Genomic DNA, 12086 nt, shown 5'->3' with positions numbered 1-12086 from the left:
ACGCACCGCGCCATGCTGCGCATTACAGAGCCGACTTGATCTTCTCGGCAGCGTCAGCGTCGACCCACTTCACCCAGACATCCGGGTTCCTCTTCAGGAACGCCTTGGCGCCGTCTTCACCGGTGGCCTGGTTGTCCGCCATCCAGGCCAGCATCCGGTTGACCAGCGCATTGGGCCAGGAGCGGGTCGAGAGGTACTTGTAGGCGGGGCCGGCGTGCTCCGCGAATGTCCTGGTCACGATGGTGTTGACCTCATCGGCCGGCCATTCATTGGGTTTCGGGTCCGGGCACTTCTCCACCTTGTTGCAACGGTTCCACTCGGCCTCGTCGTAGGGAGCGCCCGAGGACAGCCGCACCATTTCATATTTGCCAAGCAGCGAAGTGGGTTCCCAGTAGTAGCCGATCCAGCCCTTCTTGCGCTCGTAGGCATGGATGAGAGAGCCGTCGTGGCCGGCCGCCGAGCCGGTGTCCACCAGGTTGAAGCCGGCGTCCCTGGCCTTGTAGGCCTTGTAGTACTGACTGGCGATGACGGTGCCGCCCCAGCCCTGCTGCCCCGCGGACCAGGCGCCTTTCGACGGGTCTTCCGGGTCGGGGAAGAGTTCGGGGTGCTTCAAGGCATCGGCGATGGTCTTGATGTCGGGATGGGCATCGACGATGAACCTGGGAATGTAGATGCCCTGCACGCCGCCTTCGGTGAAGGCCTTGCCGGCGATCAGCAGCTTCCCTTCCTGGATGTTCTTCTGCGTGATGGGCGGCCGCAGGCTGGTCCAGGATTCGGGCGCCACGTCCGGCTTGCTCTTCTCCGCCATCGAGGTCAGGGTCGGCACGGTATCGCCCAGCACGATGCTGGCATCGCAGCCATAGCCGTTCTGCAGAATGAACTTGTCCACCTCGGCGAGCAGCTCGGCGGAGGCCCAGTTCATGCTCGCGATCGTCACCGTGCCGCACTCCGCCGCCTGGGCAAGCGGCGCGAACCCGGCCAGGCCCAACAATAGCGGCGTGCAGGACAGCAGCGCTTTCATCGCGTGCGCCCCCTTACCTGCGGCACCGGCTCCTTGTGCAAAATCCAGGGTCATTTGTTTTGTTGTTTTCATTTACGACCACCCTCTTCTAGTTTCCGAAAGAGCACTTGGGGAACAACTTCACAAGCCACAGCGCCGGCCGCATTCGCTTGGCGCAAACCAGGCATTCCCGGGCCAAGCACCGATGTAACGGCTGACTTTCGATTGGAGTCCGTCGACGGGCCGAGCGACCCGCCCCGCTCACGAAATCCTGACCGGAATCGATTCTGAGGCGGCCAGGGCTACGCGGCCTATAAGGAAAAGGACGATTGCCGGCAGAATTCGCACATTGCACCGTGCTGCAGGCCAGATGCGGGGGGCCTGCGGGCGTCGTGGCGCAGTGGCTGCGGTTTGTATGTAAACCCGCTGGGAAGCTCTACTCGCACGATCATCGGTCGAGCATGACGCTCGAGCATCTTGTTCAGGTAGCTTTCGGCTGCACGCTCATTGCGCTTGGCTGGTAGCTACGCTTCGGCCCCTGGTCGACGATGTATCAACGGTTCCGTGATTGGCGAGACGAGGGCACGTTTGACCGAGTACTTGAGCGATTGCATGTCCGGTCGAATCAGGAAGGTCTGTTTGATCTGGACACCTGGATGATCGACTCCAGCGCAGTGCGTGCAACCCGAGCCTCTTCAAACGCCGGAAAAAAGGGGGGTCGGAAGAGCCGCCAGATCATGCGTTGGGGCGTAGCCGAGGTGGCCTGACCACCAAGATTCAATGGCAATCGCCAGTTCGGCCCTGGGAACCTCCATTGCGATCCTGGTACTTAGCGAGCGCTGCTCGAAAGCTCCGGCAATAATGCCCTGCGCTGCTCGATCCGATCCAACACATCCAGCAAGTCGGGACGACGGACGTTGTAGATGGATACCGAGCCCAGGGTGGGGAGCACCTCCTTGCCGAAGATGCGCCGAATCTGCGAAAGCGTACTCTGCCGCCCCTCCTTGAGCTCCAGTTCGCGGTGGCCAAGCCACTGCCGATACACCGATTCGAAGCTGTTTTCCGCAGCCAGGCACACAGCTCGGAACTTCTGCTTGCGATCGATCTTGGGATTGATGCCTTTCGCCAGCAGCGCGCGCCTCGAGAAGGCTGACCTCCGGATAGGTTCCGAAAGACATGCGCTGCTGCTTGGCAGCCCAGTAGTAGCGGAAATGCCAGGACCTGTTGCCCTTGGCGGACACGGCCAGGGACAGGCCGTCGAAATCAGGAAGGGTGTAGTCCTTGCCGGTAGCCCGGGCTTGCCGGACGACGATGTCTTTGAGTGCCATGACCTGGCTCCTGAAAGAGAGTCAGGACCCGATGCTTGTCTCGCCGACCACGCTCCTCCAGCAGGAATCCGGAAAGCGCCCTCCCCCGAAAAGCCTGTACTTGAAAATGGACTTGAAAGTCCTGGCTGGGAGTGGATTCCAGTGGTTTTCGCCAGAACGAAAAAAGGGCCTTTCGGCCCTTTTTTCAGTGACTTGCAAATGCCAGTGGACATCTGCAGATCGATATTTGGAGCGGGAAACGGGTCTTGAATTCGAACCCTATTCTATTGAATTAGAAGTAATTTCCCAGTCAACTGCTCGGGCAGCGGACACAATTTTGGACTTATTCGGACAATCAAGCAACCCCAACCTCAATTTTTCTTCCAAGGAAGACATCTACTAGCTACTCAAGTCCATCCGAAGCAACCTTGATAGGCGGCATGCTTATATGTCGTAGCTCCAGAGAACTTTAGACGATAGTCTTTACGCACAAACTGAAGAACAGGAATGAGCATCATATATTCTTCCCCGCGACCTCAATCCTTCATATAGTAAATGGCAGCCCTCTTACCCTCCATTTTCGCCCCACCCCATTACCATCAGAGACTGTGACCAAATAAATAAACGCCTACATTACGATGTGAGAAGTATCGACACGACTATCGATAGATAGGTGCACACCTCAATGGCAGTCAAGCACGGTTGGCAGGGATGAAGATTGGGACAATCGAATCCCTAAATATCCTGAAACACCAGCGGCAGCGGTGAACAAGTATTAACAACCAGAACAAAAGAGGGCGATACATGTCTGGCAATCGTGGTGTGGTTTATCTCGGCCCAGGTAAGGTCGAAGTTCAGAACATCCCCTATCCCAAGATGCAGGACCCGCAAGGCAAGCAGATCGACCACGGGGTGATCCTGCGGGTGGTCTCCACCAACATCTGCGGCTCCGACCTGCACATGGTGCGCAGCCGCACCACCGCGCCCACCGGCCTGGTGCTCGGCCACGAGATCACCGGCGAGGTGGTGGAGATCGGCCGCGGCGTGGAAACCATGAAGATCGGCGACCTGGTCTCGGTGCCCTTCAACGTCGCCTGCGGCCACTGCCGCACCTGCAAGGAGCAGCACACCGGCGTCTGCCTGACGGTCAACCCGGCCCGCGCCGGCGGCGCCTACGGCTACGTCGACATGGGCGGCTGGGTCGGCGGCCAGGCCGAATACGTGCTGGTGCCCTACGCCGACTTCAACCTGCTGAAGCTGCCGGATCGCGAGAAGGCCATGGAGAAGATCCGCGACCTGACCTGCCTGTCCGACATCCTGCCCACCGGCTACCACGGCGCGGTCACCGCCGGCGTCGGCCCGGGCAGCAGCGTGTACATCGCCGGCGCAGGTCCCGTGGGCCTGGCCGCTGCCGCCTCCGCCCGCCTGCTGGGCGCCGCGGTGGTGATCATCGGCGACGTCAACCCGACCCGCCTGGCCCACGCCAAGGCCCAGGGCTTCGAGATCGCCGACCTGTCCAAGGACACCCCGCTGCACGAGCAGATCGCCGACCTGCTGGGCGAGCCGGAAGTGGACTGCGCGGTCGACGCGGTGGGCTTCGAAGCCCGCGGCCACGGCCACTCGGGCTCGCAGCACGAAGCCCCGGCCACCGTGCTCAACTCGCTGATGGGCATCACCCGGGTAGCCGGCCAGATCGGCATTCCGGGCCTGTACGTCACCGAGGACCCGGGCGCGGTGGACGACGCCGCCAAGCACGGCGCGCTGAGCATCCGCTTCGGCCTGGGCTGGGCCAAGTCGCACAGCTTCCACACCGGCCAGACCCCGGTGATGAAGTACAACCGCCAGCTGATGCAGGCGATCATGTGGGACCGCATCAAGATCGCCGACATCGTCGGGGTGGAAGTCATCACCCTGGACGAGGCGCCGAAAGGCTACGGCGAGTTCGATGCCGGCGTGCCGAAGAAATTCGTCATCGACCCGCACAACCTGTTCCGCGCAGCATAATTTGCGTCAACTTCCCTGAGTGTGCCAGGGAGGCAAAAGCCTCTCTGGCTTTTATATTTCGCGAGACTCACGACCAATCAAGCAACGTAGGAAGCTTTGAGCTTTCTATGATAGAGCCGCTCACTCTATCCAAGGATAGGTGTCCATCCACCTCACCTCACCGACTCTTGAGGCACCTATCCCAATAGCGCCTCAGGAGCAAACAATGTCCAACAACAGCTTCGGTGATTCGCGCGTCGACCATTCCGGTTTCGAACGCCACCTCTACTCCATCGATGGTTGCGATACGGTTGTCTACACTGCAGGGACCGGCGAACCCTTGGTCTTCCTGCATGGAGGCGGGACGTGGCACGGCATTGATTTCGCCCGCGCGTGGACAGACCGCTTCCGTGTAATTCTTCCCTACCATCCTGGCTTCGGACAGTCCGACAACAATCCAAACATCGAGAGCATTCAAGACTACATTCAACACTACCAAGAGTTGTTCGATGCCATGGAATTGGATCACTTCCATCTGGTCGGCTTTTCGCTGGGCGGACGTATGGCTGCTGAATATGCCATTCAACATGGCCACCAAATCGATAAGCTTGTCCTGATTGCCCCCGCAGGCCTTGATGTCAAAGAGCACCCACAACCGGACTTTATGGTGATTCCTCCAGAGGAGATCCCTTCCTACCTGGTGAATGACCTGGCCACGCTAGCACCATTCCTACCCACGACACCGGATAACGAGTTCGGCGCGATGCGCATGAGGGAAGGTAACTCCGTAGCACGCATCTCTCGCGATGGAGTCATGACCAATGCCAAGCTCCCCAACTGGCTTCATCGCATCCACATGCCCACTCTGCTGATCTGGGGCGAGAACGATCGCATCGTTCCTCCAGGCCAGGCAGAGCACTGGCATCGCTTTGTCCCTCACGCAAAGCTGCAGTTTTTCCCAAATGCAGGCCATCTAGTTCTCGATGAGTCGAGCGAAGCACGTGCATCTGTATCCAACTTCCTCGCCTGATACCTGCGCCGGCATCGCCGGCGCCGCTCTCTTTTCTAAATCCGGAGTCACACCATGTCTGCAGGACAACTCGATGCAGTGATAACGGCAATCAATGCCGAAGCCAAGGATGTATTGAGCTTTGAGTTGGCAGACCCGCAAGGTCGGGATCTTCCGCCTTTCGAGCCCGGGGCCCATTTAGAGGTATATCTGCCCAACGGGCTGATTCGCCACTACTCTCTCTGCAATGATTTTCGTGAACGCGATCGCTACAAGATCGGTGTCGGACTATCGCCACAAAGCCGCGGCGGCTCCCGCTTGCTGCATGGAGGATTGAAGGTAGGCGGGAAACTGCGCATCAGCGCACCACGTAACAATTTCCCCTTGCTTGAGAATGGGGACCATTACAGCTTTATCGCTGGAGGGATCGGGATCACCCCCATACTTGCAATGATCCATTGGTGCGTTGCAAATGAAAAACCGTGGACGCTGCACTACCTAGCTCGCAGTCGACTACGCGCGGCCTTCTATGAGGAGTTGCAAGAACTAGGCGCGGGCAATCTGTCACTGTACTTCCTGGATGAAAATGGCGGCCAACCGCTGGATATCGAATCAACGGTAGCCGCCATGCCGGCCTATAGCCACATTTACTGCTGCGGCCCCGCCCCTCTGATGGAGCGCGTAGAAGATGCCGCAAAGAGTCGCCCGAGCGAAAACGTGCACTTCGAATGGTTCTCTGGCAAAACCCAGGAAACCTCCAACAATCGAGGCTTCAAAATCATCCTGAATAGCACGGGTGAGGAACTAGATGTACCTGCAGAAAAGAGCATCCTTGAAGCACTGGAAGACAACGGCCACTTTGTCCCCTTTTCCTGCAGGGAAGGACTTTGCTCCAGCTGCGAAACCCGGGTTCTCTCGGGCACCCCAGAACACCGCGACTTCGTGCTGTCCGACGCAGCCAAGGCGGAGGGTAAAAGCATGATGATTTGTGTTTCGCGAGCCAAGAGCGACACGCTGGAACTGGACATCTAATGAAACTGGAGGCCACCGCCTCGGCCTCCGGCCCCCTAAATCAAGTGAGCACCTTCAAGCGCGTCAAATTCAGCTATTGACCGATATAGCCACCACTGCACGGAGGGCATCTGGCCCACCCCTCTAGTCAAACCAACACCAAATGCCCTGACCTTATACCCAGACACTCCAAGCCAATAGCACAAGGGAGCAGCTCGCTCAAAGTACGCCGGTAAGTCCACCCATCCCCATTCTCAAAGAATGCGAATTCGCTTTCCAAAACCTCCAGGACACGAATGTCGAAAAGATCGCGGGGCGGGCATACGGGTAACTGCGAGCGAGCCGACTAACTCATCGTTATCCCCCCAAGGATCGCCAGAGCGAGACTTGCGGCAGAAACACACCAAATTACCCATCTGCTGACAGGCCACGTCCCACTATCTTTCGTCAGGTGTTTAACACCGTTTCTTCTCCCAATCTGCATAGACATCAAAGCGCCCTTAAGGCGCCTCAGCACCGGGAGACGAAGCGCGACATGCAGCCATTCATCTACAACGCCCTACCCTCGCGAGTCATTTTTGGCTTCGGCACCTTGGCCCAGGTATCCGATGAGATCCGCGCACTTGGCTGCTCTCGCGCCCTTGTGCTGACCACGCCATTCCAACGCACTTCAGGCGAAGCGCTAGTAACGCAGCTTGGCGAACTCGCAGTAGGGCTTTACGACAACGCCACTATGCATACACCCGTCGAGGTAACACGTGATGCCTTGGCCGTTGTCAAAAGCAGCGGCGCCGATTGCGTGGTGGCATTGGGTGGCGGTTCAACCATCGGCCTAGGCAAAGCGATCGCACTCAACACCGACCTGCCACAAATCGTCATTCCAACCACCTACGCAGGCTCTGAAGCCACCCCGATCATCGGGCAAACCGAGAATGGTCTGAAGACTACCCAGCGTACCCTCAAGGTACTGCCGGAAGTCATCATCTACGACGTCGACCTAACGCTGAGCCTCTCAGCACAGATGACCGTCACCAGCGGCATGAACGCTATAGCGCACGCTGTAGAGGCTCTGTATTCCAAAGATGCCAATCCGCTGATTTCGATGCTTGCAGAACAAGGCATCGCCGCCATCGGCCGAGCCATTCCACGCATTCATGCCAATGCACAAGACAAGGAAGCACGCTCGGATGCGCTGTTTGGCGCATGGGCATGCGGCGTTTGTCTCGGAGCCGTCGGCATGTCCATCCACCACAAGCTGTGCCACACCTTGGGCGGCAGCTTCGACCTTCCCCACGCCGAAACCCACACGGTGGTACTGCCACATGCCACCGCCTATAACGCGAAGGCTGCTCCCGACGCCATGGCACGCATCGCTCGCGCACTGGGCGTCGGAAACGCGGCACAAGGCCTATTCGATCTTGCGGACAAACACGGAGCGGCCACCCGCCTCGCAGACATCGGAATGAAGGAAGGCGATCTCGCCCGGGCTGTAGAGATCGCCTGCTCATCCCCCTACTGGAACCCCCGACCGATCGAGCCTGCAGCCATACGCGAGTTGCTCGAAAACGCCTTCAACGGCACCCGTCCTTAACTGCAATACCACGTTCAAAAGCATCAACAATAGGAGAACGTTATGGAACTCAATCCGCACATCCTGCGTCATCACCACATCACATTGAATGTTGGCGGCGCCCAGGAAGACTATGACTTTCACACCAAGGTCCTGGGCCTGAAGAGCGTCAAAAAGACCGGTCTATATGACGGCAGTGAACCGATCTACCACTTCTACTACGGCAACGACACCGGCGAAGAGAGCACTCTGGTCACCTGCTTCCCAATGCGCCAGTCGGGCCGCATGGGACGTCCTGGAAGCGGCCAGATCAAAACCCTCGCACTGTCCGTTCCAGTATCATCGCTGGCATTCTGGGCCAAGCACTTGGAGAGCCATGGGTTCAAGCCCGAATTCCAGGAGCGCTTTGGCGAGCAGCTGCTGCACTTCGCTCATCCGTGCGGCATCTGCTACGAGCTGGTGGGTATCGCCGATGATGATCGCACGCCCTACTCCAACGGCGTCATTCCATCTGAATTCGGAATTCGTGGCACCCACGGCATTACCGTGTCGGTACGCGACCTGGAAAACTCGGCCGAATTCATGCACTACGGCTGGAGCGGCAAGCTCAAGGAGAACGACGGCGCCTTCACCCGCTACGAAGTCGGTAATGGCGGCTCAGGCACTATCATCGACTTCCAGCTTCAGCCCGAGTTGCCCCAAGGCTCATGGAGCTATGGCGAAGGGACTGTTCACCACTGCGCATTCGAAGTTACCGACCTGGAAATCCAGAAGAGCGTCAAGCTGCACCTGGAGGGCCTGGGCTACACCGATGTTTCCGATCGCAAGGACCGCGGCTACTTCGACTCAGTTTACGTCCGCACCCCGGGCGGCGCGCTGTTCGAAGCCGCGGTATCCAAACCCGAAGGCTTCCTGGTCGACGAAGCATTCGAGGACCTGGGTAAAACCATTCAGATCCCTCCACAACTCGGTGCCCGCGCTCAGGAAATCGCGGCCTACCTCGAACCGCTGAAATACTGAGGCCTAATGCAGATGAGCGACAACATCCATCTGCACCTGCCAACTTACGCCTCGGGCCCAGCGCCCGAGGCCGTAGGTCGAGCAGTCATACTCATTCACGGCCGTACCCAAAGCCCAGCCGACATGTTCGCTGTCGCTAAACGAATCGATCTACCCGAGGCGCCATATATCGCCGTAGAAGCAGCAGGCAACTCGTGGTATCCAGACAAGTTCATGGCCCCGCTGGCGAACAACCAACCCCACCTGGATTTTGCTCTACAACGGCTCGAGTGGTTGGTCGTGGAATTAGAGGGACTTGGCGTTCCTCGCTCACGGATCGTCTTGGTTGGATTTTCTCAGGGAGCCTGCCTGGCATGTGAATACCTATATCGGTACCCCCAACGCTGGGGTGGGCTTATAGCGTTCACAGGAGGACTGATCGGCCCAGAGGGTCTTGCCTGGGAGAGTCATCCCAAGCTGGACAGCACACCGATTTTGCTCACCAACGGTGACAATGACCCCTGGGTACCCCTGGCCCGCACCCAGGAAACTCTGGCGACATTCCAGGCAATGGGGGCAAAAGCAGAACTGCATGTTTACCCAGGCCGAGAACATCAGGTCAGCGATGCCGAAGTAGATCTTGGCCGAGCCCTATTACAGCGTATATTCACCAACTGATATTCAGGTTATGAAAAAGGCCACCTTCGGGGTGGCCTTGCTCTTTTCAGTCGCCGGTAGCCAAAACCAAAAGTGAGCTTACGTCCTCACACCGATCCAACGACCAGATCGCCTCCAAAAGCCGATCGACCTTACGCGAGAGTCCAGTTGGAACGGCCAGCGTTCTGAGCTTGTCCTCCAACTCAGCGTCAGAGAGCGGGATAGTCAGCCCTCCCTTCGCCGCCGCAACGTGATGCTCCAGGTAGCATCCCGACTCAAGACAAATCCGCACCGTTGCCGACTCCACTGAATATTCAGTGTCATCATGAAAAACAACCAATGGATACAGAGCTCGCAGCATAGGATCAGCCACCGCAGAATCGCTAAATTGCCCAAGGCCCGCCTTGCCCGTTGCAAGGGTAACGGCCACCGCATGCTGGGCACTCACCTGGGACTCACGCCCTAGTTTGATTCCGGGCCGATCAGTGCGCTGCCTGAGCAGAGGATGGCCAGTCAACTCGACCCGACTCACCTCCTTGAACGACCAGCCGGGATCCTTTCGCAGGGCAATGCACGCCTCGATTACCGGATTCAGCACTACGCCACAGGGATAAGGTTTGTACGTATTAGCCGAAATCGACCAACGCTCCCCAAGCCCCCTGGTTATTTCGTCGAATCGAGGCTGATCCCCCATCACATGCAAGAATCCACGCCCTCCCTCCAATGGGTATTCTGGGCCGGCAAATCCTCTCTGAGCGAGCAATGCAGACAAGATGCCGTTCCGCGGAGCATTTCCCACGCTCAGACTTTTTGCAGCACTGCCCAAGGTTTCCACCAGCCCCGAAGCCTGAGCACTGGCATTACCAAGCGACCAAATTATTTGATGTACATCCAGCCCTAGCAGCTTGCCGACAGCCACTGCCGCACCGAGAACTCCACAGGTCGAAGTGATGTGCCAACCACGCTGGTAATGCCAAGGATGCACTGCCATCCCCAGCCGACACTCGATTTCAATGCCCAGCACCAAGGCCAACATGAACTGGACACCCGAGACCTTTCTTTCCTCAGCAAATGCCAATAACGCTGCAGCCACCGGGGCCGTTGGATGGATAATGGTTGGGATATGAGTGTCATCGAAGTCAAAGACATTGGCGCTCATCGCATTCAGCGCTGCCGCATCCAGCATTCCCACTCGCTCCGAGCACCCAATGACAGAAGCGGCGCCATCGGCATGAAGCTGCTTGTAGAGAGTTCGCGCCGTCACAATATCCGGGTCATTGCACCCGGCCAGTGAAACCGCGAAGTAGTTGACCAGCGCTCGCTTAGCCTCATGGCGGACCTCATCGGGCAAGTCCGCCCAATCTGCTGCCGATACAAAGCTGGCAATCGATTGAGTAACGGCCGGCATTCCTTCTGTCGGGGTATCGCGGTTTTGCATGTGAACCTCTCCTCGCAGGTTCTCTGGACGACTCAACGTTATGCGTCCGTCCAACCTGCAGGCACCTATCCATCGTCAGGCTCGACACTATCTTTCGGCAGGTGCCTGAGAGACACCCAAGGCGCAAATCTGCCGACACAAGATCACGCGGCACGCACTGCCTTGGGCTGCCGCCCAACAAAACCGAGGGCAACATGCTCAATCCGCTTTACATGCCGGCAGTTTCTATCACCCCGGCCAGTTCGCTTGTCACAATCACTGACTGGGTGGAGGCAAATACTCCCTCCGGAAAACGACTGCCATGAGGCCATTAACGGGTAAACGCGCACTCATCACCGGCTCGGCAGCGGGCCTCGGTTTGGCCATAGGCGAAGCTCTAGCCAATGCAGGATGCAATGTGATTCTGCATGGGCGAGCACCAGCCGAAGATATGGCGAGTCTCTGTACAGAGCTGAGCGAGCGACACAATTCCAGTATCGGATATCAACCTGCTGACCTGAGCACTGAAGCCGGCGTACAGGGTCTGGTCGATGACGCCGCGAATCGCCTGGGTGGCATCGATATCCTGATCAACAACGCGGTGACACGGCACTTCGCGCCAATTCACGAGTTTCCAGTAGAGGCCTGGGAACGAGCGCTCGCGGTCAATCTGTCTGCAGTATTCCATGCCACGCGCAGGGTGCTTCCCGCAATGCGCGAACAGCGCTGGGGACGAATCATCAATCTAACGTCGATTTACGGCATGCGTGGCACGCCGAACCGGGTCGATTACGTCACCACAAAAAGCGCGCTACTCGGTTTCAGTCGAGTTGTTGCACTGGAAAACCTCGACTTCGGCATCACCTGCAACTCGGTGTCTCCAGGCTCGACCTGGACCCCTTCAATCGCGGCTCGAGTGGAGGCACTTAGGCAGAGCGAAAACTTGAGCGAAGAAGAAGCAGTACGCCGCTTCTTGTCCGGCAAGCAACCATCCGGGCGCTTCAACGATGCCAGGCATGTTGGCGACCTCATCGTATTTCTAAGCGGCGACGCCGGTACCGATATCACCGGCGCAATGCTACCGGTAGACGGTGGCTGGCTGGCCAGTTGATCCACCCAGGAGACCCAAAGCA

At 58.2% G+C, this 12086-nt stretch carries 9 protein-coding genes and 2 pseudogenes; 8 read left to right on the top strand and 3 right to left on the bottom strand.

The window, feature by feature from the left end:
* Positions 1–22 precede the first annotated feature (22 nt).
* On the bottom strand, positions 23–1093 hold the full coding sequence (locus PcP3B5_RS13045; RefSeq protein WP_203228549.1) for an ABC transporter substrate-binding protein: 1071 nt from the start codon (positions 1091–1093) through the stop codon (positions 23–25).
* Positions 1094–1527: 434 nt separating this feature from the next.
* Between PcP3B5_RS13045 and PcP3B5_RS30695 the strand changes: the two are divergent.
* A pseudogene (locus PcP3B5_RS30695) lies at positions 1528–1778 on the top strand (IS5/IS1182 family transposase); the annotation flags it as partial.
* A gap of 81 nt (positions 1779–1859) precedes the next feature.
* On the opposite strand, the pseudogene PcP3B5_RS30690 reads toward PcP3B5_RS30695, so the two are convergent.
* Positions 1860–2328 (bottom strand): annotated as a pseudogene (locus tag PcP3B5_RS30690) (tyrosine-type recombinase/integrase); the annotation flags it as partial.
* Positions 2329–3111: 783 nt separating this feature from the next.
* Between PcP3B5_RS30690 and fdhA the strand changes: the two are divergent.
* The 6 genes from fdhA to PcP3B5_RS30685 all read left to right on the top strand — a co-directional run bounded on the left by fdhA (position 3112) and on the right by PcP3B5_RS30685 (position 9557).
* Complete coding sequence (fdhA, locus tag PcP3B5_RS13035) at positions 3112–4311, top strand: formaldehyde dehydrogenase, glutathione-independent (protein WP_061561504.1); 1200 nt, start codon at positions 3112–3114, stop codon at positions 4309–4311.
* Between the two features lie 205 nt (positions 4312–4516).
* Positions 4517–5320, top strand: a complete 804-nt coding sequence (locus PcP3B5_RS13030) for an alpha/beta fold hydrolase (protein WP_061561503.1) — start codon at positions 4517–4519, stop codon at positions 5318–5320.
* Positions 5321–5374: 54 nt separating this feature from the next.
* Positions 5375–6331: a PDR/VanB family oxidoreductase gene (locus PcP3B5_RS13025; RefSeq protein ID WP_061561502.1), complete on the top strand. Its 957-nt coding sequence runs from the start codon at positions 5375–5377 to the stop codon at positions 6329–6331.
* A gap of 514 nt (positions 6332–6845) precedes the next feature.
* The gene (locus tag PcP3B5_RS13020; protein ID WP_061561501.1) at positions 6846–7901 is read left to right on the top strand and encodes a maleylacetate reductase; all 1056 of its coding nucleotides are present in this window, start codon (positions 6846–6848) and stop codon (positions 7899–7901) included.
* A 42-nt stretch (positions 7902–7943) separates the two neighbouring features.
* The gene (locus PcP3B5_RS13015) at positions 7944–8900 is read left to right on the top strand and encodes a VOC family protein (RefSeq protein ID WP_061561500.1); all 957 of its coding nucleotides are present in this window, start codon (positions 7944–7946) and stop codon (positions 8898–8900) included.
* A 12-nt stretch (positions 8901–8912) separates the two neighbouring features.
* On the top strand, positions 8913–9557 hold the full coding sequence (locus PcP3B5_RS30685) for an alpha/beta hydrolase (protein ID WP_160336931.1): 645 nt from the start codon (positions 8913–8915) through the stop codon (positions 9555–9557).
* Between the two features lie 46 nt (positions 9558–9603).
* Here PcP3B5_RS30685 and PcP3B5_RS13010 read toward each other — a convergent pair whose 3' ends face one another.
* Entirely contained in the window at positions 9604–10974 is a 1371-nt protein-coding gene (locus PcP3B5_RS13010; RefSeq protein WP_061561499.1) for an MmgE/PrpD family protein, read from the bottom strand.
* 301 nt (positions 10975–11275) lie between these two features.
* On the opposite strand from PcP3B5_RS13010, the gene PcP3B5_RS30680 reads away from it, so the two are divergent.
* Positions 11276–12064 carry an SDR family NAD(P)-dependent oxidoreductase gene (locus PcP3B5_RS30680; RefSeq protein WP_082816322.1) on the top strand — a complete coding sequence of 263 codons (789 nt, stop codon included), beginning with the start codon at positions 11276–11278 and terminating at the stop codon, positions 12062–12064.
* Positions 12065–12086: the final 22 nt, after the last annotated feature.

Origin of the sequence: Pseudomonas citronellolis, from assembly GCF_001586155.1 — a bacterium.
Taxonomy (GTDB): domain Bacteria; phylum Pseudomonadota; class Gammaproteobacteria; order Pseudomonadales; family Pseudomonadaceae; genus Pseudomonas; species Pseudomonas citronellolis.
This window is presented reverse-complemented; position numbering and strand designations above follow the sequence as displayed.

What these genes read in the sequence shown, in the direction of transcription:
- PcP3B5_RS13020 (WP_061561501.1), top strand. Translation starts at nt 6,846, where the DNA reads ATGCAGCCATTCATCTACAACGCCCTACCCTCGCGAGTCATTTTTGGC.
- PcP3B5_RS30685 (WP_160336931.1), top strand. Translation starts at nt 8,913, where the DNA reads ATGAGCGACAACATCCATCTGCACCTGCCAACTTACGCCTCGGGCCCA.
- PcP3B5_RS30680 (WP_082816322.1), top strand. Translation starts at nt 11,276, where the DNA reads ATGAGGCCATTAACGGGTAAACGCGCACTCATCACCGGCTCGGCAGCG.
- PcP3B5_RS13045 (WP_203228549.1), bottom strand. Translation starts at nt 1,093, where the DNA reads ATGAAAACAACAAAACAAATGACCCTGGATTTTGCACAAGGAGCCGGT.
- PcP3B5_RS13030 (WP_061561503.1), top strand. Translation starts at nt 4,517, where the DNA reads ATGTCCAACAACAGCTTCGGTGATTCGCGCGTCGACCATTCCGGTTTC.
- fdhA (WP_061561504.1), top strand. Translation starts at nt 3,112, where the DNA reads ATGTCTGGCAATCGTGGTGTGGTTTATCTCGGCCCAGGTAAGGTCGAA.
- PcP3B5_RS13025 (WP_061561502.1), top strand. Translation starts at nt 5,375, where the DNA reads ATGTCTGCAGGACAACTCGATGCAGTGATAACGGCAATCAATGCCGAA.
- PcP3B5_RS13015 (WP_061561500.1), top strand. Translation starts at nt 7,944, where the DNA reads ATGGAACTCAATCCGCACATCCTGCGTCATCACCACATCACATTGAAT.
- PcP3B5_RS13010 (WP_061561499.1), bottom strand. Translation starts at nt 10,974, where the DNA reads ATGCAAAACCGCGATACCCCGACAGAAGGAATGCCGGCCGTTACTCAA.